At 66.1% G+C, this 20,285-nt stretch carries 23 protein-coding genes; 12 read left to right on the top strand and 11 right to left on the bottom strand.

All coding sequences use genetic code 11. The features are described from left to right. Positions 1–472: 472 nt before the first annotated feature. The gene (locus ACODSD_RS24355) at positions 473–817 is read left to right on the top strand and encodes an H-NS histone family protein (RefSeq protein ID WP_107799839.1); all 345 of its coding nucleotides are present in this window, start codon (positions 473–475) and stop codon (positions 815–817) included. Between the two features lie 171 nt (positions 818–988). Here ACODSD_RS24355 and ACODSD_RS24350 read toward each other — a convergent pair whose 3' ends face one another. Then, positions 989–1,753, bottom strand: coding sequence for an FCD domain-containing protein (locus tag ACODSD_RS24350; RefSeq protein WP_235087612.1), 765 nt, complete (start codon positions 1,751–1,753; stop codon positions 989–991). Between the two features lie 163 nt (positions 1,754–1,916). Between ACODSD_RS24350 and ACODSD_RS24345 the strand changes: the two genes are divergently transcribed. From ACODSD_RS24345 to ACODSD_RS24320, 6 genes are all read left to right on the top strand, one after another. Continuing rightward, the gene (locus ACODSD_RS24345) at positions 1,917–2,657 is read left to right on the top strand and encodes a (Fe-S)-binding protein (RefSeq protein ID WP_107799837.1); all 741 of its coding nucleotides are present in this window, start codon (positions 1,917–1,919) and stop codon (positions 2,655–2,657) included. Beyond that, positions 2,654–3,361: a LutC/YkgG family protein gene (locus ACODSD_RS24340; protein ID WP_488878560.1), complete on the top strand. Its 708-nt coding sequence runs from the start codon at positions 2,654–2,656 to the stop codon at positions 3,359–3,361. The genes ACODSD_RS24345 and ACODSD_RS24340 overlap by 4 nt, the downstream gene beginning before the upstream one ends. Further along, positions 3,358–4,821: a LutB/LldF family L-lactate oxidation iron-sulfur protein gene (locus ACODSD_RS24335; RefSeq protein ID WP_488878559.1), complete on the top strand. Its 1,464-nt coding sequence runs from the start codon at positions 3,358–3,360 to the stop codon at positions 4,819–4,821. Before ACODSD_RS24340 ends, ACODSD_RS24335 begins: the two co-directional genes overlap by 4 nt. Then, positions 4,818–7,706 (top strand): FAD-binding and (Fe-S)-binding domain-containing protein, encoded by a 2,889-nt coding sequence (locus ACODSD_RS24330; RefSeq protein WP_488878558.1) that lies wholly within the window; start codon positions 4,818–4,820, stop codon positions 7,704–7,706. The genes ACODSD_RS24335 and ACODSD_RS24330 overlap by 4 nt, the downstream gene beginning before the upstream one ends. Then, positions 7,703–7,843 (top strand): hypothetical protein, encoded by a 141-nt coding sequence (locus tag ACODSD_RS24325; protein WP_488878557.1) that lies wholly within the window; start codon positions 7,703–7,705, stop codon positions 7,841–7,843. Before ACODSD_RS24330 ends, ACODSD_RS24325 begins: the two co-directional genes overlap by 4 nt. A 100-nt stretch (positions 7,844–7,943) precedes the next feature. Then, complete coding sequence (locus tag ACODSD_RS24320; RefSeq protein ID WP_488878561.1) at positions 7,944–9,572, top strand: lactate permease LctP family transporter; 1,629 nt, start codon at positions 7,944–7,946, stop codon at positions 9,570–9,572. 206 nt (positions 9,573–9,778) lie between these two features. On the opposite strand, the gene ACODSD_RS24315 is transcribed toward ACODSD_RS24320, so the two are convergent. From ACODSD_RS24315 to ACODSD_RS24305, 3 genes are all read right to left on the bottom strand, one after another. Next, positions 9,779–10,246, bottom strand: a complete 468-nt coding sequence (locus ACODSD_RS24315; RefSeq protein WP_107799833.1) for a hypothetical protein — start codon at positions 10,244–10,246, stop codon at positions 9,779–9,781. Further along, positions 10,222–10,920 carry a winged helix-turn-helix domain-containing protein gene (locus ACODSD_RS24310; protein ID WP_488878556.1) on the bottom strand — a complete coding sequence of 233 codons (699 nt, stop codon included), beginning with the start codon at positions 10,918–10,920 and terminating at the stop codon, positions 10,222–10,224. The genes ACODSD_RS24315 and ACODSD_RS24310 overlap by 25 nt, the downstream gene beginning before the upstream one ends. A 660-nt stretch (positions 10,921–11,580) precedes the next feature. After that, positions 11,581–11,805, bottom strand: coding sequence for a hypothetical protein (locus tag ACODSD_RS24305; protein ID WP_107799831.1), 225 nt, complete (start codon positions 11,803–11,805; stop codon positions 11,581–11,583). Positions 11,806–12,136: 331 nt separating this feature from the next. Here ACODSD_RS24305 and ACODSD_RS24300 point away from each other — a divergent pair, with 331 nt between their 5' ends. Both ACODSD_RS24300 and ACODSD_RS24295 read left to right on the top strand, forming a co-directional pair. Further along, the gene (locus tag ACODSD_RS24300) at positions 12,137–12,403 is read left to right on the top strand and encodes a hypothetical protein (RefSeq protein WP_146176662.1); all 267 of its coding nucleotides are present in this window, start codon (positions 12,137–12,139) and stop codon (positions 12,401–12,403) included. 45 nt (positions 12,404–12,448) lie between these two features. Further along, a complete protein-coding gene (locus ACODSD_RS24295; RefSeq protein WP_157222177.1) occupies positions 12,449–12,595 on the top strand; it encodes a hypothetical protein in 147 nt (48 codons plus the stop codon). A gap of 143 nt (positions 12,596–12,738) precedes the next feature. Here the strand turns inward: ACODSD_RS24295 and ACODSD_RS24290 are convergent, their stop codons facing one another. Genes ACODSD_RS24290 through phnG form a run of 7 tightly spaced genes read right to left on the bottom strand, consistent with a single transcriptional unit; the run spans position 12,739 to position 18,321 of the window. Next, positions 12,739–13,887, bottom strand: a complete 1,149-nt coding sequence (locus tag ACODSD_RS24290; protein ID WP_227104139.1) for an alpha-D-ribose 1-methylphosphonate 5-triphosphate diphosphatase — start codon at positions 13,885–13,887, stop codon at positions 12,739–12,741. After that, positions 13,884–14,591 carry a phosphonate C-P lyase system protein PhnL gene (gene phnL, locus ACODSD_RS24285; RefSeq protein WP_227104137.1) on the bottom strand — a complete coding sequence of 236 codons (708 nt, stop codon included), beginning with the start codon at positions 14,589–14,591 and terminating at the stop codon, positions 13,884–13,886. Before phnL ends, ACODSD_RS24290 begins: the two co-directional genes overlap by 4 nt. Before the next feature lie 4 nt (positions 14,592–14,595). After that, complete coding sequence (gene phnK / locus ACODSD_RS24280; RefSeq protein WP_488878555.1) at positions 14,596–15,369, bottom strand: phosphonate C-P lyase system protein PhnK; 774 nt, start codon at positions 15,367–15,369, stop codon at positions 14,596–14,598. Further along, complete coding sequence (locus ACODSD_RS24275; RefSeq protein ID WP_488878554.1) at positions 15,366–16,223, bottom strand: alpha-D-ribose 1-methylphosphonate 5-phosphate C-P-lyase PhnJ; 858 nt, start codon at positions 16,221–16,223, stop codon at positions 15,366–15,368. The genes phnK and ACODSD_RS24275 overlap by 4 nt, the downstream gene beginning before the upstream one ends. Further along, positions 16,220–17,305 carry a carbon-phosphorus lyase complex subunit gene (locus tag ACODSD_RS24270; RefSeq protein ID WP_488878553.1) on the bottom strand — a complete coding sequence of 362 codons (1,086 nt, stop codon included), beginning with the start codon at positions 17,303–17,305 and terminating at the stop codon, positions 16,220–16,222. Before ACODSD_RS24270 ends, ACODSD_RS24275 begins: the two co-directional genes overlap by 4 nt. 1 nt (position 17,306) lies before the next feature. After that, positions 17,307–17,879, bottom strand: a complete 573-nt coding sequence (gene phnH / locus ACODSD_RS24265) for a phosphonate C-P lyase system protein PhnH (RefSeq protein WP_488878552.1) — start codon at positions 17,877–17,879, stop codon at positions 17,307–17,309. 1 nt (position 17,880) lies between these two features. Continuing rightward, the gene (gene phnG, locus ACODSD_RS24260; RefSeq protein ID WP_107799823.1) at positions 17,881–18,321 is read right to left on the bottom strand and encodes a phosphonate C-P lyase system protein PhnG; all 441 of its coding nucleotides are present in this window, start codon (positions 18,319–18,321) and stop codon (positions 17,881–17,883) included. 168 nt (positions 18,322–18,489) lie between these two features. Between phnG and phnF the strand changes: the two genes are divergently transcribed. The 3 genes from phnF to phnN all read left to right on the top strand — a co-directional run. Then, positions 18,490–19,212, top strand: coding sequence for a phosphonate metabolism transcriptional regulator PhnF (gene phnF / locus ACODSD_RS24255; protein WP_227104129.1), 723 nt, complete (start codon positions 18,490–18,492; stop codon positions 19,210–19,212). Continuing rightward, complete coding sequence (locus tag ACODSD_RS24250) at positions 19,212–19,904, top strand: DUF1045 domain-containing protein (RefSeq protein ID WP_488878551.1); 693 nt, start codon at positions 19,212–19,214, stop codon at positions 19,902–19,904. Before phnF ends, ACODSD_RS24250 begins: the two co-directional genes overlap by 1 nt. Next, a partial coding sequence (phnN, locus tag ACODSD_RS24245) for a phosphonate metabolism protein/1,5-bisphosphokinase (PRPP-forming) PhnN (protein ID WP_488878550.1) occupies positions 19,894–20,285 on the top strand: 392 nt, incomplete at its 3' end. The genes ACODSD_RS24250 and phnN, both read left to right, overlap by 11 nt.

The raw sequence follows: 20,285 nt of genomic DNA, 5'->3' as shown, positions 1-20,285 counted from the left end.
AACCGCTGACCTCTTGCATGCCATGCAAGCGCTCTCCCAGCTGAGCTATACCCCCACGGAGTGTTTCGTCCTTCCCGGCTTTCGCCCGGTCGGTCTCGACAGGAAGCGAACTATACCTAGGCTTTTCAGGCCGCGCAAGGCTTTTCTCAAAATATTTCCCTTGGCGGACGCCGGGTGAGAAAGAGGGTTTAAGGGGCGGCGGCGCCGGCTTTTGACGCTGCTGGACGCAAAGCCGTGATTTTCTGGGAAAAATCAGTTTATTCCTATTCCAAGCCATTGGGGTGGCGGGGATAGAATATCCGCGGAAAAACAATTCACGTCCGGCATTAGCGCAAAGAGTTAATGCCGGACAAGGTTAAAGCCTGGCTCAAATCGACGGCTAACGATGGATGGCATAGACATGAGAATGCCGGGCGCGGATTGGCCGGGGTGGGAAGGGAAGCGACAGTCCGGCAAAGCTTAGGAGGCGTGCATGAATAAAAAACAGTTGATCAACGAGGACTTGCTGGACTCCTCCTCGGACCAGGCTTTGAAAGAAGCCGCGGTTTTCCTGCTGAACACCCTGACGGACCGCGTTCAGTTGCGTCAGCAGAAAGGGATAGAAGAAATTGAGCGGCTGGCCATGGCTTACGGCCTGATTCTGCCCAAGCTCTACGCCAAAAACGGCGTGACGCCCAAATATCAGAACCCGGCGATGCCGCACCAGACCTGGTCCGGCCGCGGCAGGCCGCCGGTGTGGCTGGTGGAGGCGGAGGCCAGGGGAGAGGACCGCGAGCGCTTTGTGATCAAGAGTCAGAAAAGATTGGGGCAGGTCTAGAAGCATTCACCATCTGCCGCGCCTTGTGAAGCCTGGCATGGCGAGCACCGCTTCGAAATGCTCATGCGCCGCGAGCGCGTTCCGCTTCTTCCGCTGTTTTCACTTTGTCTCGCGCAGGCCCGCGAGACCTTGAATGGATGCTGGCGCCGCGGCGGCCGGCTCAGGCGCGTTTCAAGGGTCCTGATGTTCCAGGCGCATGCGCGCTCGCGCATCGCGCTCCGCTTGCCGCTGCCTGCTTTGCAGCGTGGTGGCGACAAAGTCCAGATGTTGTTCCACCGCTTGCTGCGCGGCGTCCGGCTGCTTGTCGCGGATAGCTTCCCAGATGGCCAGATGCTGCGCGCGCAGCGCGTCCGCCACTTCTCCCACCGCGAACAAATCGGCGATATTGTCCTTGACGTGCCGATGCAGCATGGCCAGCAGGCTGCCGCTCAGATGGGCGAACAAGACATTGTGCGAGGCCTCGGCCACCGCCTGGTGAAAGCGCACGTCGGCCTGCGCCTGCTGAGCCAGATCTCCGCCGTCGTAGGCGTTCTGCAATTGGTTCACGCAATGTTCCAGACGCTGTAGGTCGGCCGGCGTGGCGCGGTTGGCCGCGCTGCGCGCCGCCGCGCCTTCCAGCACCCGTCTGAATTCCAATAAGTCTCCGTGCAAGTCCTGATGCTGGTTCAGCAGCTTTTCCCAGGGGTCGGAAAACGCGGTTTCCAGCCGGTCCGTCACCCAGGTGCCGCCGCCCTGGCGGCTGCTGAGCAGGCCGCGCGAAGCCAGTTGCTGGATCGCCTCGCGCAGCGAGGGCCGGGACACGCCGAACTCCTCGGCCAGCTGCCGTTCCGGCGGCAGGCGGTCTCCCGGTTTGAGCACGCCGTCCAGAATGCGCTTTTCCAGTTGTTCGACGATGACGTCGGAGAGTTTGGGGATGTTCAGTTTGGGATAGGCCATGGCGCCGGGCTTGTCGGTTCGGAAAAATTGGTCAGACCAGAGTGAGTGCAGCTTACCACAGCCGGTGCGGGAATCCGCGTCGTCATATTGACGGACTCAAGCAATCACTCTAGAGTTATTTTAATAAAAATAATTGGTCTTACCAATTTACAAAGGAAACCGGATGAAGCCTGCCAACGTGTATCTGTTCGGCACCTGTCTGCTGGACCTGTTTTTGCCGCAGGCCGGCGTGGACGCCATCGCCTTGCTGGAAGGCCTGGGCTTGAGAGTGCACTTTCCACAGCAACAGAGCTGCTGCGGCCAGCCGGCCTATACCAGCGGCCATCCGGCGGAAGCGCTGGCGGTGGCGCGGGCGCAGCTGGACTGCTTCGCCGAGGACTGGCCCATCGTGGTGCCGTCCGGTTCCTGCGGCGGCATGATCAAGCACCATTGGCCCAAGCTGTTCGCCGGCCAGCCGGACGAGGCGCGCGCCTGCGCGGCGGCCGCTCGGGTGGTGGAGTTCAGCGATTTTCTGCTCAACCATCTGGACTGGCGGCCGCAAGATCAGGGCCCCAAGGTGAAGGTGGCGGTGCACACCTCCTGTTCCGCCCGCCGTGAAATGAATGTGCATCTGTCCTCTTGGGCCTTGCTGGAGCGGCTGGCTAATGTGGAACGGGTGGTGCACGACCATGAATCCGAGTGCTGCGGTTTCGGCGGCACTTTTTCGATCAAGCATCCTGACATCGCCGGGGCGATGGTGACGGACAAGGCCGCCGCGTTGCGGGACAGCGGCGCGGTGGAGTTCATCACCGCGGACGGCGGCTGTCTGCTCAATATCAACGGCAAGCTGGCCAAGGAGGGCGGGGCGTTTCGGGGCCGGCATCTGGCCAGCTTTCTGCTTGAGCGCGTGGGAGGCAAGGCATGAGCGCCCGCGACGCCATTCTGGCCAAGCTGCGCGCCGCGCCGCGCGAGGAGTTGCCGCGGCCGGAGCTGGACGCGCATTTCCGGCGCTTTACGCCGCCGCAGCACAGCCTGGACGCCTTGCGCGGCTGGGCGCGGGCGATGCGGGCGGTGAAGACCGAGGTGCTATGGGTGCGCGCCGACGACTGGCACACGCGGCTGGCGGTGTGGATCGCGCAGCGGCGGCCGGCCTCCTTGCTGCTGTCCGACACCGCGCACGGCCGCCGCGCCGAGGCGGTGCTGCAAGGCTTGCCGACGACGCCGGCGCTGCGTTTCTTCGACCGCGCCGTCGACGGCTGGAAGGCCGAGCTGTTCGAGATCGAGGCCGCGTTCACCGCGGCGCGCTGCGGCATCGCCGCCACCGGCACCCTGGTGCTGTGGCCGGACGCGCAGGAGCCGCGCACCATGAGCCTGGTGCCGCCGCTGCACATCGTCCTGTTCGACACCGCCACGCTCTATCCAGACTTCTACAGCGCGATGCGTTGCGAAAACTGGCAGGACGGCATGCCTACCAACGCCTTGCTGATTTCCGGCCCGTCCAAGACCGCCGACATCCAGCTGACGCTGGCCTACGGCGCGCACGGTCCGCGTGAACTGCTGGTGCTGGCGCAGCTGCCCGAGCACATCGATCCGGCGCAGCTGGAGCAGGCGGAGGAGGCCCGACCATGAGCGAGCACAAGATCGAGCTTTATCCCTCGCGCCAATTCAAGCAGCAGGCGCGCGCGGCATTGGCCGACGGCGAACTGCGCCACAGCCTGCGCGGGGCGATGGATTTTCTGATGGCCAAGCGTTTGTCGGCCTTCGACGATCCGGCGGAACTGGACGCCTTGCGCGCACTGGGAGAAGCCATCCGCCAGCGTTGCCTGTCGCGGCTGCCGGACTTGCTGGAGCAGTTGGAGGCGCGGCTGAGCGCCAACGGCGTGCAAGTGCATTGGGCCGAGACCGCGGACGAGGCCAATCGCATCATCCACGGCTTGGTAGAGGCGCGTTCCGGCCGCTTGATGGTCAAGGGTAAGTCCATGGTCAGCGAGGAAATCGAACTCAACCATTATCTGGAAGCGCGCGGCGTCGCCGCGGTGGAAAGCGATATGGGCGAGTACATCGTGCAGCTGGCCGGCGAAAAGCCCACCCACATCATCATGCCGGCGATACACAAGACCAAGGCCGACATCGCGCGGCTATTCCACGACAAGCTGCCGGGCACGCCCTACACCGAGGACGTGGACGAGTTGATACAGATAGGCCGCGGCGCGCTGCGCCGGCTCTATCTGGACGCCGACGTCGGCCTGTCCGGCGTCAACTTCGCGGTGGCGGAAACCGGCACGCTGTGCCTGGTGGAGAACGAGGGCAACGGTCGCATGTGCACCACGGTGCCGGACCTGCACATCGCCATCACCGGCATCGAGAAAGTGGTGGAGAAGCTGGCCGACGTGCCGCCCTTGTACAGCCTGCTGACCCGCTCCGCCATCGGCCAGCCCATCACCACTTATTTCAATATGATCAGCGGCCCGCGCCGCGCCGGCGAAAAAGACGGTCCGCGTGAAGTGCATCTGGTGCTGCTGGACAACGGCCGCAGCCAGGCCTACGCCGACGCGCAATTGCGCAAGACCCTGCAATGCATACGCTGCGGCGCCTGCATGAATCATTGCCCGGTCTATGCCCGCATCGGCGGCCACGCTTACGGCACCACCTATCCGGGGCCGATAGGCGAGATCATTTCGCCGCATCTGCTGGGCCTGGAAAACACCCGCGATCTGCCCACCGCCTCCAGCCTATGCGGCGCTTGCGGCGAGGTCTGCCCGGTGAAGATCCCCATCCCCGAGATGCTGATGCGGCTGCGCGAGGAAAGCCAGCGTCCGGCCGGGGAGGCGGTCAGTCATCCCTTGCGCGGCCAGGGCGCGGCGGCGAGCGCGGCGGAGCGGCTGGCCTGGAAGGGCTGGCGCCAGGTCCACGCCTCGCCGCGGCTGTACCGCTGGTTTGGCTGGGGCGCCACCCGGCTGCGCAAGCTCGCGCTTGGCGGCCAGTTGGGCTGGACCCAGAACCACGCGCCGCTGACGCCGGCGCCCAAGACCCTGCACGAACTGGTGCGCGAACGCGAAGCGCGCCGCGCCGCCGGGGAGCGGCCATGAGCATGAGCCCGGCGCATCAGGCTTTCCATAGCGATTTGCTGACGGCGATGCCGGCGGCGCGCATTTACACCGACCCGCTGTCCACATTGGCTTACGGCACCGACGCCAGCTTCTACCGGCTGCGGCCGCAAATCGTCGCCCGCGTCGACAGCGAGGCGGAAGTGGCGGCCATCCTGGCGCTGGCGCGCCGCCACCGGGTGGCGCTGACCTTCCGCGCCGCCGGCACCAGCTTGTCCGGCCAGGCGGTCAGCGATTCGGTGCTGGTCTTGCTGGGCGATGGCTTCAACCATGGCCAGGTCTTGGACGACGGCGCGCGCGTCCGGCTGGGGCCGGCGATGATAGGCAGCCACGCCAACGCCCTGCTGGCGCCTTACGGCCGCAAGATCGGCCCGGACCCGGCGTCGATCAATAGCGCCAAGATCGGCGGCATCGCCGCCAACAACTCCAGCGGCATGTGCTGCGGCACCCGCGACAACAGCTATCACACGCTGGCGGCGATGCGCCTGCTGCTGCTGGACGGTGCCGCGCTGGACACCGGCGACGCCGCCAGCGTGGCGGCTTTCCGCCAGTCCCACGCCGCGCTGCTGGCCGGCTTGTCCGGCCTGGCGGCCGAACTGCGCGCCGACGCGGCGCTGGCCGAGCGGGTGCGCCGCAAATACCGGCTGAAGAACACCACGGGCTACGGCATCAACGCCTTGCTGGATTTCGACGACCCGGTGGACATGCTCAGCCATGTGTTGATCGGTTCCGAGGGCACGCTGGGCTTCATCAGCGAGATCACCTTCCACAGCGTGGTCGAGCATCCTCACAAGGCTTCGGCCTTGCTGCTGTTCGACGCGCTGGAGCCCTGCTGCCGCGCGGTGTCGGCGCTGAGCGCGGCCGCAAACGCCCACGGCGTGGCGGCGGTGGAGCTGATAGACAGCCGCAGCCTGCGCGCCTTGCACGGCAAGCCGGGGCTGCCGGATTTCCTGGCGCGGCCGTTCGGTCCGGAGGAGGCCTGTTTGCTGATCGAGGCGCGCGCCGGTTCCGAGGCGGAGCTGGAGCGCCATTGCGCGGCGATAGACCAACTGCTGGCGGGTTTCGCGCCGCGCCTGTCCAGCGGCTTCAGCCGCGAGGCCGCGGTCTGCGACAGCTATTGGGCCTTGCGCAAGGGCTTGTTTCCGGCGGTGGGCGCGGTGCGGCCGCTGGGCAGCACCGTGGTGATCGAGGACGTGGCTTTCCCAATTCCGCAGCTGGCCGACGGCGTGGCCAGGCTGACCGCCTTGTTCGACCGCCACGGCTATCACGAGGCCTTGTTGTTCGGCCATGCGCTGGACGGCAATCTGCATTTCGTATTCGCGCCCAGTTTCGACAGCGAGCGCGAGGTGGCGCGTTACGACGCCTTCATGCAAGACGTCAGCGCGCTGGTGGCCGGCGAATACGACGGCTCGCTGAAGGCCGAGCACGGCACCGGCCGCAATGTCGCGCCCTTTGTGCGCCAGGAGTGGGGCGACGCCGCCTGGAACATCATGCGCCGCATCAAGGCCTTGTTCGACCCGGACGGCCTGCTCAATCCCGGCGTGATCATCACCGACAACGAGCGGCTGCACCTGGAAAACCTCAAGCCCTTGCCGGCGGCCGATCCCATCGTCGACCGCTGCATCGAATGCGGCTTTTGCGAGGCGGCCTGTCCGTCGCACGGGCTGACGCTGAGCCCGCGCCAGCGCATCGTCGCCTGGCGCCGCATCCAGCAACTGAGCCGCGACGGCGGCGCGGCGGAAGAGCTGGCCGCGCTGCGCGCCGATTTCCGCTACCGCGCCATCGACACCTGCGCCGCCACCGGCATGTGCGCGACGCGCTGCCCGGTGGGCATCAATACCGGCGAATTGATGAAGCGCTTGCAAGGCCCGTCGCCGCGGCCGCGCGCCGCGCGCTTCGCCGCCCGCCACATCGGCGCCGCCGCGTCCGCCGTCCGCGCCGGCTTGGCGCTGGCGCATCTATTCGGGCCGGAGCGGCTGCACCGCATCAGCTTGCGGCTGCGTCGCCGCCACAAGGTGATTCCCTTGCTGCCCGCGCAGCTGCCGCGGCCGGCCGGCCGTCTGCCCGCCGCCGGCGGCGACGGCGAGCCGGTGGTGCTCTTCCTCAGCTGCGTCAACCGCGCGCTGGCCGCGGACGCCGACGGCGGCAACGCCGCCGCGCCCACGCTGGCCTTGCTGCGCCGCGCCGGTTTCAGCCCTCGCTATCCGTCCGGCCAGGATGGCCTGTGCTGCGGCCAGCCCTTCGCCTCGGCCAATGCCGCGGAGGCGCTGGACATCAGTCAGAACGCGCTGAACCTGGCCTTGCTGGCCGCCAGCGAAGACGGCCGCCATCCGGTTTACCTGGACAACGGGCCGTGCGCGGCGCGCATCCTGTCCGCCCAGCGCCAAGGACGGCTGGACGCGCGCTTGCGTCTGTTCGACGCGGCCCGCTTCCTGGACGCCTTCGTCGCGCCGCGGCTGGCAGTGACGCGCAAGCTGGCGCAACTGGCGCTGCACATCCCCTGCAGCGCCGCCGAGATGGGCGCGGCGGATGCGCTCAAGCGGCTGGCCGGCCGCTGCGCCGAGCGGCTGACGGTGCCGGACATCGCCTGCTGCGGCTTCGCCGGCGACAAGGGCTTCACCGTGCCGGAACTGAACGCGCACAGCTTGCGACGGCTGCCGCCGGCCTTGCCCCAGGGCTGCCGCCACGGCGTGTCGATGAGCCGCACTTGTCAGATCGGCCTGAGCGAGCACGCCGGCTTTGAATACCGCAGCGTCGAGGCGCTGCTGGATTTTTGCACCACCCCTGGAGCGTGTTTACGATCTAGCGAGCTAAGGCGAGACGAGGCGAAAACGGCTGAGAAAGCGGAATGTACAGATGGTACATGAGCATTTCGAAGGTGTTTTCAACGCCGTATCGCCGACGCGCAGCAGATCGTAAACAGGCTCTAAAAGCGGCCCGCTACGAAGGCCGCATCGTTGGCGCCGCCGCATGGGCGGCCGGCGCCGAGTTGAAACGCCGGTAAACATCCTTCCCTGAACGCATTCCGTCCACACGGCCGCGGCTAGCCCGCCGCCGCGCGGATGTTTGTGCGCGCAAGAAGAAGGAGAGACTACAGAGGAGACATCATGATCTGGACCCAAAACTACTTTCCGTCCGGCGGCATGGCGCTGTCGGCGCTGATGGCGGCCTTGCCGATTATTTTCTTTTTCCTGGCGCTGGCGGTGTTCCGGCTCAAGGGCCATGTCGCCGGCAGCCTGACCGTGCTGCTGGCGCTGCTGGTGGCCACGTTGTTCTACGGCATGCCGGCGGACATGGCGCTGGCCGCCGCCGGTTTCGGCTTCGCCTACGGCCTGTGGCCCATCGCCTGGATCATCATCGCCGCGGTGTTTCTGTACAAGATCACCGTCAAGACCGGACAGTTCGACATCATCCGCGCCTCGGTGTTGTCGGTGACCGAGGATCAGCGCCTGCAGATGCTGCTGGTCGGTTTCTCCTTCGGCGCCTTCCTGGAGGGCGCCGCCGGCTTCGGCGCGCCGGTGGCCATCACCGCCGCGCTGCTGGTGGGCCTGGGCTTCAATCCGCTGTACGCGGCCGGCCTGTGCCTGATCGCCAATACCGCGCCGGTGGCTTTCGGCGCCATGGGCATTCCCATCATCGTCGCCGGTCAGGTCACCGGGCTGGACCCCTTCGCCATCGGCGCCAAGGCCGGCCACCAACTGCCGTTTCTGTCGGTGCTGGTGCCGTTCTGGCTGGTGATGATGATGGACGGCCTCAAGGGCGTGCGTCAGACCTGGCCGGCGGTGCTGGTGGCCGGCGGCTCCTTCGCCGTCACTCAGTATTTCACCTCCAACTACATCGGGCCGGAGCTGCCGGACATCACTTCGGCCCTGGTCAGCCTGGTGTGTCTGACGCTGTTCCTGAAAGTGTGGCAGCCGCGCGAGATCTTCACCTTCGCCGGCCGCCGCGCGCCCAGCCCGCGCCTGCCTTCCGGCTTCGGCCTGGGCCGGATCGCCCGCGCCTGGGGGCCGTTCCTGATCCTGACCGCGCTGGTGACGCTGTGGAGCCTGAAACCGTTCAAGGCCTTGTTCGCCAAGGGCGGCGCGCTGGAGCACTGGGTGCTGAAGTTTCATGTGCCCTACCTGGACAATCTGGTGATCAAGACCGCGCCCATCGTGGCCGCGGACAAGCCTTACGAGGCGCTGTACAAGCTGGACCTGCTGTCCGCCGTGGGCACCGCCATTTTCGTCGCGGCCTTGCTGTCCATCGTGTTGCTGCGCTTCCGGCCGGCGCAGGCCGCCGCCGCCTTCGGCGAGACCCTGGCCGAACTGAAGCGGCCCATCCTGTCCATCGGCATGGTGCTGGCCTTCGCCTTCGTCGCCAATTATTCCGGCATGTCCAGCACGCTGGCCTTGTGCCTGGCCAATACCGGCAAGGCCTTTCCCTTTTTCTCGCCCTTCCTGGGCTGGCTGGGCGTGTTCCTGACCGGTTCCGACACCTCGTCCAATGCCTTGTTCTCGGCCTTGCAGGCATCCACCGCGCATCAACTGGGCGTGTCGGATATCTTGCTGGTGGCGGCCAACACCACCGGCGGCGTGACCGGCAAGATGATTTCGCCGCAGTCCATCGCCGTGGCCTGCGCGGCGGTGGGCCTGGTGGGCAAGGAGGCGGACCTGTTCCGTTTCACCCTCAAGCACAGCCTGATCTTTTGCAGCCTGGTGGGGGCGATGACTTACGCGATGGCGTATTTCTGAGAACCTGTTCAATGTCTGCTGCGCTTCAGCGATACGGCGTTAAAAACAAGCTCAAAATGCTCATGTACCACGTGTACATTCCGCTTTTTCGCTCGTTTTCGCCTTGTCTCGCTCTTGCTCGCGAGACTTTGAACAGGCTCGGAGATCGTGAACAGGTTCTGAGAACCCGGCTCAAGGCCCGGCGGCGTGGACGCGCCGGGCCGGGCTTACAGGATTTCCTGGTTTTCGCAGAAGAAGCTGATCGAGTCGAAATTGACCTGGGTGACATGGTTGGTAACCGGCACCATATTGATCAGGTGGCGGGTGCCGATGTCGAAGATATGGTATTCGCTGGCCAGGCTGCCGTACTCGGACGGCGACTTGGTCTTTTTGACGATGGTGACCGCGTTGGCCTCGCCGTTCCAGCCGTAGCTGGTGTTGAACTGCAGCAGGCGGTTGATGTAGTCGCCGGTGGGCGAATGCAGGAAGAAGTGGATGGTCTCGTTCTTCATGTCCAGATCGATGAAGCCGCTGGTGATCGCCGTCTCGCCGCTATTGCGCGGGAATTTGAGTTCGGAGATGCGGGCGGTGCAGATGGTGCGGCTGTCCATGATGTAGTTGTGGCCGGCATAGCCCAGATAGAGCGCGATCAGAAACAGTCCGAGAGCGATCAGAACACGATTTTGTTTTTGCAATTGAGATCGCTCCCGTATTTCTTGTCGCACAGATAACTCGCCGTGCATTTGCCGCTCTTGATGTAGAAGGCGTCGCCGCCGCTTTCCGGCAGCTTGGGCGCGTCGCGGTAGACATTGCCCACCACGAACAGGCTGCGCGCGCCGTCGCGCATTTTATGAATGTTCATTTGCGGAATCCACCAAGAGGCGTGCCAGCCCAAGAGCAGGCCCGCGGCGGTGACGGCCAGCAGGGCCAGCGCCTGGCGGCGATCGACACGGACCGGCAGCCGCCAGCGCGCCATGCGCCGCTTGGGCGCCGGCGCGGCTCCGGCCGCGGGCGGGAGGCTTTCCGGCGCGGGCAGGGCGCCGTCGGCGTCCTCCCGCGGCTCCAGCGTGGCGAAGGCGCCGACGAATTGGCAGCCGCGTCTCGGAATGGTCTTGATGATCTTGGGATCCAGCCCGCTTTTCTCAAGCTGCGCGCGCAGATCGAATACCAGCTTGTGGTAGCTGGAGTCGGTGACGATGGTTTTCCCCCATACGTTTTCAATCAGCTCGTTTTTTTCGAACAGTCCGGAGAGCAAGAGCTTGAGCAGCAGCGCTTCATTGTATTTCAGGATGATCTTGTCTTGATCCCCGGGCAGCAGGCTGCCCTCGTCAGGGTCGAAGACGACTTTGTCTTCAATATGGAATCTCATTTTTATAATCTTTCTTCCCACGCCGCGGCCGGTATTGGAAACGCCTTGCGGCATTTGATATTACGGCCAGGACGGGTTCGGCGATATTTTAAATTACCCCATAGGTAATTTGCTCTAAATCGATTATAGGTAGCAATACCCAACTGCCAAGCTGGCCTTGCCAAGTGATGTTGCGGGGGAGCCGAAAGGTAAGCGGAAATGACAAGAGCGCCGGGCGCGCTCTTGATTTGACGTCAAATATTTTCCAACAGAATCCGCTTCTTTTCAAGAGGATGGCCGCGTTCGCCGCGCGGACCGCTTGCGCGAGCGGACGGCGAAGTCCGCTGGAACTCAGGCCTGTAGGGCATTGCCGCCGGGATGGCGGCGTCGGGGAATCCGGTGTATTCGGCGTGGCCGGCCCGCAACGAAAACCATGGATTTGGCGAAAGGCCGGAGCGGCCGGCGATGACTACGGAATTGTAGCGACGCGATTACAGCGCGCCGGCGCCGGAACGGAGCCGAAACGCCCGCCGAGGCGAGTCCGGCGCGAAGCGCGCATGAAAAACCGGGATAAGGGAGCCGCCAATAAGATGGCCTGTCGCTTGCTATTGAGGACTGAGTGGAATTGACGGCTCTGGCAAATGGCTGCGGCCGCTTGTTAAAACCAGCGGCGCTTTTGGCTTAATGCGTGGATTTAAGCTGTGTGATTTCTTGTTGCGCTCGCAGCAGCTCCTGCTCTATCGCATTAATTCTTTTATCTCTGCTGTTAAGTTCGTTTAACAGTTGCTCGCTCAGCAATTGCGCCTGATCCAGACATAGGATCAGTGCGGAGAGTTTGGCGCTGTTGGCGAGTTGCTCCATTAAAGGATTGCCGGCGTTGGCGTGGTCTTTGTTTTTATATTGCATGCTGAATGATGTGTGTTGTTATTCAATACATTTAGGCAGTCGAAAGTGGATTTCGCGCCCACGGAACAGAGCGGAGATCATAGCATGCAGTTTGGGTGAGCGGGGGCGCAAGCCTTGAGAATTAAGCTTTTTGCCAGGGGTGGTAAGGAATGATAATGATTGTTGCGGCCGTTGTTGGCCCTATTCGGGCCGATATCGGACCTGGGGCGGCGGCCAAAACGATAATCATTTCTAATGGCTGATAATAAATTGTACTGGTTTGGATAAAGACATTTAGTATCAATAGGGTTAAGCTGGCCGCTGATGTTTTTTGGAGGCAGTGGCCGTGTTAATGGCGGGAAATGAAAAAGTATTGGAAGGCTTGGCCCAAGAGCGGGAGATGATTTGGCGGCAGGATTTGGAGAGCTTGACGGTTTATATCGAAAACCTGATTAGAAAAACCTCCGCCATGGGCGCGGTGGTGCCTGGACTCTATCGCGCTTTGAGAATATGCAGCGTCGCCCTGAAAGGCGGCGGCGTGGGCGGCAAGGTGTATCTGACGCGCAAGGAGCGTTTGGATATTTACTGGGCGGTGAAGTCGGAAGCGTTTTCCATTTGATTATTGGTCAGTAGTGGCGTTTATTTTTGGATTGGGAAATCAATTGTGTCGCTGATCGGTTTTGTATGTTGTCGCGTATTTAGCATCGCTTTGTTCTGGTGCGGGATGAAGGCGCTGGGCATAGGCGTTTTGATGCTGCTCTTGCATATTGGCAAGGAGAAGGCTTTGAATGCGCCCTTGCGGCGCGAGTGAGCGCCTGCGCCTGGTTTGTGGCAGCAAAGTCAGGCGCGGGCTTCTCCTCGCCCCGCCGGAGCGGGCGAAATGGGGATTGTCGGATTGAAATGAAATGGGGCCGCGTTGCGATAACGCGGCCCTTTTGGCGTGGACGCTGTTTATCAGAATACGCGCAGGCCGGCGCTCCACACTTGGCGCACCAGCGGAATGCCGTCCCGCTCGCGCGCCTGGACCAGGTCCGCGCGCTGGCCGACGGCGATGGCGCCGCGGTCCGCCAATCCCACCGCCCGGGCCGGGTTGCGCGTGACGGTGGCGACGGCGCGGCTTGGGTCCCAGCCCGGCTGGCGGCCCAGCAGGTAGGCGGCGTGCAAGAGGCTGGCCGGCACGTAGTCCGAGGACAGGATGTCCAGCAGGCCGTGGCCGGCCAGTTCCAGGGCGGCGACATTGCCGGAGTGGGAGCCGCCGCGGACGATGTTGGGCGCGCCCATCACCGTCATCAGCCCCTGTTCGCGCGCGGCGCGCGCGGCGGTCAGGGTGGTGGGGAATTCGGACATGGCCACGCCGTCGCGCACCGCCTCGTCGATATGGCTGAGCTCGGTGTCGTCGTGGCTGGCCAGGGCGATGCCGCGCGCGCGCGCCAGTTCCACCACCGCCTGGCGGTGGCTTTCGGCGTAGCGGTCTTGCTTGAGCTTGCGTTGCTCCACCGCGGCGAGGAAGGTGTCGTCGTTCCAGCTGACGTTTTTCTTGGCGTAGTACTTTTTGTACTGCGCCAGGTCGCGGTATTGGCGCTGGCCGGGGGTGTGGTCCATCAGCGACACCAGACGCACCGCCGGATGGCCGATCAAGGGGGACAGCGCGTCCAGCAGCGTGGGATAGGCCAGTTCGCAACGCAGGTGGAACAGGTGCTCGGCGCGGAAGACGCGGCGGCGCATGCCGGCGTCTATCGCCTCGAAGGCGCTTTGCAGGGTGTCCAGCCGCACGCTGTCGCCTTCCAGATCGCCCACCGACAGCGCGTCCAGCACGGTGGTGATGCCGGCGGCCACGCATTGCGCGTCGTGGGTGACCACGGCCGGCAGCGTCGGCCACAGCACGCCGTTGCGCGGCATCAGGTGTTTTTCCAGATTGTCGGTGTGCACTTCCACCAGGCCGGGCAGCAGGTCGTCGCCGTCCAGATCTTCGCTGTGGGGCGGGGGGGCGCTCAGCGCTTGGGCGTGGACGGCGGCGATCACGCCGTTGTCTATTTCCAGCGCGCCGCGTTCGACGACGCCGTCGGCCAGGATCAGCCGGGCATTGTTCAATATCCGTTTCATGCTAGGTGTTCCGATTTGTTTGCCAGCGGGACTTCAAACACGCGGTCGGCGACGGCGTCGCGGGTGGGTTCGTCGTGGAAGATACCCACCAGCGCCGCGCCGCGCGCCAGCGCTTCGCGCATCAATTCAATCACCACCGCGCGGTTGGCGGCGTCCAGCGAGGCGGTGGGCTCGTCCAGCAGCAGGATGGGCCGCGGCGCTATCATGCCGCGGGCGATATTGACCCGTTGCTGTTCGCCGCCGGAAAAAGTGGCCGGCGGCAGCCGCCACAGCCGTTCCGGTATGTTCAGCCGCGCGAGCAAAGCGCCGGCCTCGCGCCGCGCCGCGTCGGCGTCCACGCCCCATTCGCGCAGCGGCTCGGCGACGATGTCCAGCGCCGGCACCCGCGGGATGGCGCGCAGGAACTGGCTGACGTAGCCCAGGGTGTGGCGGCGGGCGTCTGCGATCTCGTGCGGCAAGGCGGCGGCCATGTCCAGCCAGGCGTCGCGGTGGCGGATGCGTATGCTGCCGCGCTCCACCAGGTAATTGGCGTACAGCGCCTTGAGCAGCGTGCTCTTGCCGGCGCCGGAAGGGCCGGCCAGCGCCACGCATTCGCCGGCGGCGGCCTGCAGGGAGACCTCGTCGAGCACCGGCAGCGTCAGGCCGCCTTGTTGGTGCAGGGTGAAAGTCTTGCTCACTTGCCTTGCGTCTATCAATAGCTTCATGGCTTCAGGCCTGCAGGATGGAGGATACCAGCAGCTGGGTGTACGGATGCTGCGGATCGTCCAGGATTTGATCGGTGAGGCCGGCTTCCACCACGCGGCCGCCTTGCATCACCAGCGTGCGTTGCGCCAGCAGACGGGCCACGGCCAGGTCGTGGGTGACCATGATGACGGCGATGCCGCTGTCGCGCACCAGTCTTCGGGTCAGGTCCAGGAAGCGGGCCTGCACCGAGACGTCCAGGCCGCCGGTGGGTTCGTCCATGAAGACCAGCCGCGGATGGGTGGCCAGGCTGCGGGCGATCTGCAGCCGCTGCTGCATGCCGCCGGAGAAGGCGCTGGGCGGATCGTCCAGCCGCGAGCGGCCGATTTCCACCCGTTCCAGCCAGTCGCCGGCGGTCTGGCGCAGCCGGCCGTAATGGCGCTGGCCCAGCGCCATCAGCCGCTCGCCGATATTGGCGCCGGCGGAGACGTTCATGCGCAGGCCGTCGCGGGCGTGCTGGGACACGAAGCCCCATTCGCTGCGCGCCAGCCGGCGGCGCTCGGATTCGGCGATGGCGGTGAGTTCGTGCTCGCGGCCGTCGCGTTCGCGAAAGCGCGCGCTGCCGGCGTCGGCGGCCAGCTTGCCGGCCAGCGCGGCCAGCAGCGTGGATTTGCCGGAGCCGGATTCGCCGACCACGCACAGCACTTCGCCGGCGTAGAGGTCGAAATCGACGCCGAAGCAGCCGTTGCCGTTGCCGTAGTCCTTGCCGAGGCCGCGGACGCTGAGTAGGGGCGGGTTCATTGCGGGCTTTCCTGTGTGTCGCGGCGCTGCCGGCAGTGGTCGCTGTCGGAGCAGACGTATTGGCGCGCGCCGGCGTCGTCGGTGATGATTTCGTCCAGATAGCTGTCGCCGGCGCCGCACAGCGCGCAGGCCTGTTCCCAGCGCTGCACCTGGAACGGATGGTCGTCGAAAGCCAGGCTTTCCACCCGGGTGTGGGGCGGGATCGCGTACAGCCTTTTTTCGCGGCCGGCGCCGAACAGCAGCAGCGCCGGACTCAGGTGCAGCTTGGGGTTGTCGAATTTGGGGATGGGCGAGGGCGAAGCCAGGTAGCGGCCGTTGACCAGCACCGGGTAGTCGTAGCTGGCGGCGATGTGGCCGTAGCGGGCGATGTCCTCGTACAGCTTGACGTGCATCAGGCCGTAATCCTGGTGGGCGTGCAGCTTGCGGGTTTCCTGCTCGCTGGCTTCCAGCGTGCGCAGCGGCTCCGGTTCCGGCACCTGGAACACCAGCACCTGGCCGGCGCACAGCGGGGTTTCCGGGATGCGGTGCCGGGTCTGGATCAGGCTGGCTTCGGCGCTGCGGGTGGTGGTGGCCACGCCGGCGACGCGGGCGAAGAAGCGGCGGATATTGACCGCGTTGGTGGTGTCGTCCGCGCCCTGGTCTATGACCTTGAGCACGTCGTCGCGGCCGATCACGCTGGCCGTCACCTGGATGCCGCCGGTGCCCCAGCCGTAGGGCAGCGGCATTTCGCGGCCGCCGAAGGGCACTTGATAGCCGGGCACGGCCACGGCCTTGAGCAGGGCGCGGCGCAGCATGCGCTTGGTGTTTTCGTCGAGGAAGCCGAAGTTGTACGCCCATGGCGCGGCGGTGCTCATGCTTGTGTCTCCTTGGCGGCGTGTTCGCGGCGCAGCTGGCGTATCAACGACAGCTCGGCCTGGAAGTCGACGTAGTGCGGCAGCTTGAGATGCTGGACGAAGCCGGAGGCTTCGACGTTGTCGCTGTGGCACAGCGCGAATTCCGGCTGCTGCGCCGGCGCGTGCGCCGTTTCGCCCAGCTCGGCGGCGCGCAGGCTGCGGTCCACCAGGGCCATCGCCATCGCCTTGCGTTCGGCCTCGCCGAAGCTCAGGCCGTAGCCGCGGGTGAACTGCGGCGGCGCGCTGCGGCTGCCGGCGAACTGGTTGATCATCTGGCATTCGGTCAGGGTGATTTCGCCGATGTCGACGTCGAAGCCCAGTTCTTCCGGGCAGACCATCACGCTGACTTCGCCCATGCGGATTTCGCCGGCGAAGGGGTGGCTTTCGGCGTAGCCGCGCTGGGTGGAGTAGGCCAGGCCCAGCAGCCAGCCCTCGTCGCCGCGCGCCAGGTTTTGCAGCCGGGCGGCGCGGCCGGCCGGGAACAGCAGCGGCTCGCGGGTCAGGTCGGCCGGTTCCGGATCGCCCGGCGGCGGCGTTTCCGGCTCGATCAGCCCTTCCTGGGCCAGGGTGTCCAGCACGCAGGGCAGCCGTTCCGGCAGCGGCGCGTCCGCCAGCGTCGGCCGCGGCGGCTCGCCGGCCTGGGCCAGGCCGAAGTCCAGCAGCCGCTGGGTGTAGTCGGCGGTGGGGCCCAGCACCTGGCCGCCGGGCACGTCCTTGAAGGTGCCGGACACGCGGCGGCGCACCCGCATCGCTGCGGTGTCCAGTGGCCGGCTGGCGGCGAAGCGCGGCAGGGTGGTGCGGAAGGCGCGCAGCAGGAAGGCCGCTTCCACGCAGTCGCCGGCGGCCTGTTTCAGCGCCAGCGCCGCCAGCTCCTCGTCGTACAGCGAACCTTCCTGCATCGTCCTGGCCAGCGCCAGCCGCAATTGGCCGCGGATCTGCGCGAGGCTCAGTTCCGGCGTCGCCGCGTCGCCGCGGCGCTTGGCGGCCAGCAGGTCCCAGGAGCGGGCGATGGCGGTTTCTCCGCCTTTGACGGCTACGTACATCTCAACCCTCCTTGACGCGGGTGCTGCGCGGCAGGCCGGCCACACGCTCGCCGCAGATCAGAAAAATGTCCACGCCCAGCGGAAAACGGGCGTGATTGTCCCGCCATTGCCGCCAGAAACCGTCCGGCGCGCCGTTCACGCCGAAACGGCGCGGCGCGGCGAAGCCCGGGCCGTCGGCTTCCACCTGTTCGGCGTTGAAGCCGGCGGTTTCCAGCAGCACGGTGGCGGAGCGGTCCGGGTATTCGGGCTCGCCGGCCTTGAGCGCGGCCAGCGGCGGCGGCGGCGCGCCCAGCGGCAGCACCACGAAGTCGGCCTGTTCCGGCGCGGCGGCCAGGCGCAGGCCGGTGTGGAAGCGCAGGCTGGCCAGGGTGTCCGCCGGCAGCGGCGGCAGCCAGACGCTGACGTCCTGGTCCAGCAAGGTGTAGAGCAGGGCGGCGGTGGCCGGCATCAGGCCGGGCAGCTCGGCCGGCAGCGCCGGCAGCGTTTGCGGCAGCAGGGGTCCGGCCAGCGCGGCCAGCGCGGCGCGGAAGCAGCGCTGACTGTCGTGAACCGGGTCGGAGAAGGCGGCGCGCATCTTATTCCCCCCGGACCAGGGTGAAGAATTCCACCTTGCTGGCGGCGGCTTCGCGCGCCGCCTGTTCGCGGCGCGCGGCGCGTTCGGCGCGCAAGGGCGTTATCCATTGCGCGAGCAAACCGTCCCGCCGCGCCGGGTCTTGCAGCAGCGCGTCGGCCTGGGCGATCAATTCGGCGTGTTCGCCGTTGCTGCCCAGCGCCCAGCCGTGGCCCAGGCGGCCGTTGATTCGGCAACTGGCGCGGCTGACGCTGGCTTCGCCCAGATTGAAGCGGGCGCCGCCGCCGCCGGCGCGGCCCTGCAGCATGACAAGGCCGGTTTCGGCGCGGCGCAGCCATTCCACTTGCGGCGCCGGCGGCAATTGCGGGCCCAGCAGCCGGCGCAGCCGCGGCGGCGGGGTGTGGGCCAGCACGCTGAGCCAGTCTTGTCGGGTCGAGGTTTCCATATTGGGTATTCCCCTGTGCGGTTTCAACAAAAATTCATATAAACGTATAGACGTATCCATGATAATGGCCGGCGATAAGGCGCAAACAGCATGCGGCGATGAAGGTTTTGTGACGATTGGGTGGCGGGGCTAGACCTTGGCCGCCATGGGAACGAGAGGGCGTGAACGATGATTGAACGCGGTTCCGGGGTCGCCGTCTGGCGGCAGATAGAAAACAGCCTGGCGGAGGAGATAGCCAGCGGCGCGATCCGCGCCGGCGAGCAATTGGCCACCGAGCTGCAACTGGCCCAGCGCTTTCGCGTCAACCGCCACACCATACGGCGCGCGGTGGCCACGCTGGTGGAGCGCGGCCTGTTGCGGGTGGAACAGGGGCGCGGCACCTTCGTCCAGGACAATGCGATTGACTACGCGATCAGCAAGCGCACCCGTTTTTCCCAGAACATGGCCAGCCAGAACCTGAACTCGGACATCGACGTCTTGGCCAGCGACACGGTGCCGGCCAATGCCGAACTGGCCGATTTGCTGCAAGTGGCGGTGGGCGAGCCGCTGCTGCGCATCAAGACCCTGAGCCGGGTGGCGTTGCGGGTGGTGGACTGGGCGATCTTGTTCTTTCCGGCGGCGCGCTTTCCCGGCCTGCCGGAGATTTACCGGCGCGAGCGCTCGGTGACGCGCGCGCTGGCGCATTTCGGCGTAGACGATTACACCCGGCGCTTCACCCGCGTCAGCGCGCGGCTGCCGGACAGCGAGACGGTGGACTATCTGGGGCTGCCCAAGAACCGGCCGGTGCTGCATGTGAAGTCCTTGAACGTGGACCCGCAGGGGCGGCCGGTGCAATACGGGATCACCTGTTTCAACGGCGATCTGGTGCAACTGGTGATGGAGGAGGCCTGATGCGTTACGCGCTGTATTACGCGCCGCGGCCGGACAGCGCCTTCTGGCGCGCCGGCAGCGGCTGGCTGGGCCAGGACGCGCACAGCGGCCTGCAAGTGTTGCCGCCGCACGCGCCGGGCCTGGACGCCGAAGTCTGGGCGGAGCTGACCGCGGCGCCGGCCCGTTACGGATGGCACGCCACGCTGAAAGCGCCGTTCGCCTTGCGCGCCGGCGCGGACGAGGCGGCGCTGCTGGCGCGGACCGCGGCCTTGGCTCGCCGTTTTCAGCCCTTCGAGCTGGCGCTGGAGGTGGCCTGGCTGGCGGATTTTCTGGCGCTGCGGCCGCCGGCGCCGCCGCCGGAGCTGGCCGAGCTGGCCGCCGCCTGCGTGGTGGAACTGGAGCCCTTGGCCGATCGCGAATCGCCGCGGAAAACGCGCGCCGGGCTGGACCCGCGCCAGGAGCAGCTAAGCTTGCGCTGGGGCTATCCCTATGTGTTCGAACACTACCGCTTTCACCTGACGCTGAGCGGCCGGCTGAGGCTGGACAGCGCGACGGGGCGGGCGCTGGAACAGGCGGCGCGCGGGCATTTCGCCGCCTTCACCCGCGCGCGGGTGGACGGCGTGGCGGTGTTTGTCGAGCCGGCGGCTGGCGAGGCTTTCCGCTACCTCGCGCATTGCGGCTTTGACGGACAGGTGGCGCGCTATGAAGCCTGAGCCCGGCGCGCTGTGGTATGTGATCGGCCCGTCCGGCGCCGGCAAGGACAGCCTGCTGGCTTATGCGCGGGCGCGGCTGCCGGCCTCCGGCCGGCTGGTGTTCGCCCACCGCTACATCACCCGGCCGGCCGACGCCGGCGGCGAGAACCACGTGGCCTTGAGCCGGGAAGAGTTTGAACAGCGCGAGCGCAGCGGCTGCTTCGCCCTGAGCTGGCGGCGGCATGGTCTGGCCTATGGCCTGGGTATGGAAGTGGCGCTGTGGTTGGAACAGGGGCTGGACGTGGTGGTCAACGGCTCGCGCTCGGCGCTGCCGCTGGCGGCGCGGCGTTTTCCCGGCCTGCGGCCGGTGTGGGTCGTCGCCAGCCCGGCGGCGCTGGCGGC

The organism is Chromobacterium sp. FG22, from assembly GCF_057809415.1.
The sequence above is the reverse complement of the archived record's forward strand: the minus strand, read 5'-3'. Positions and strand labels throughout refer to the sequence as shown.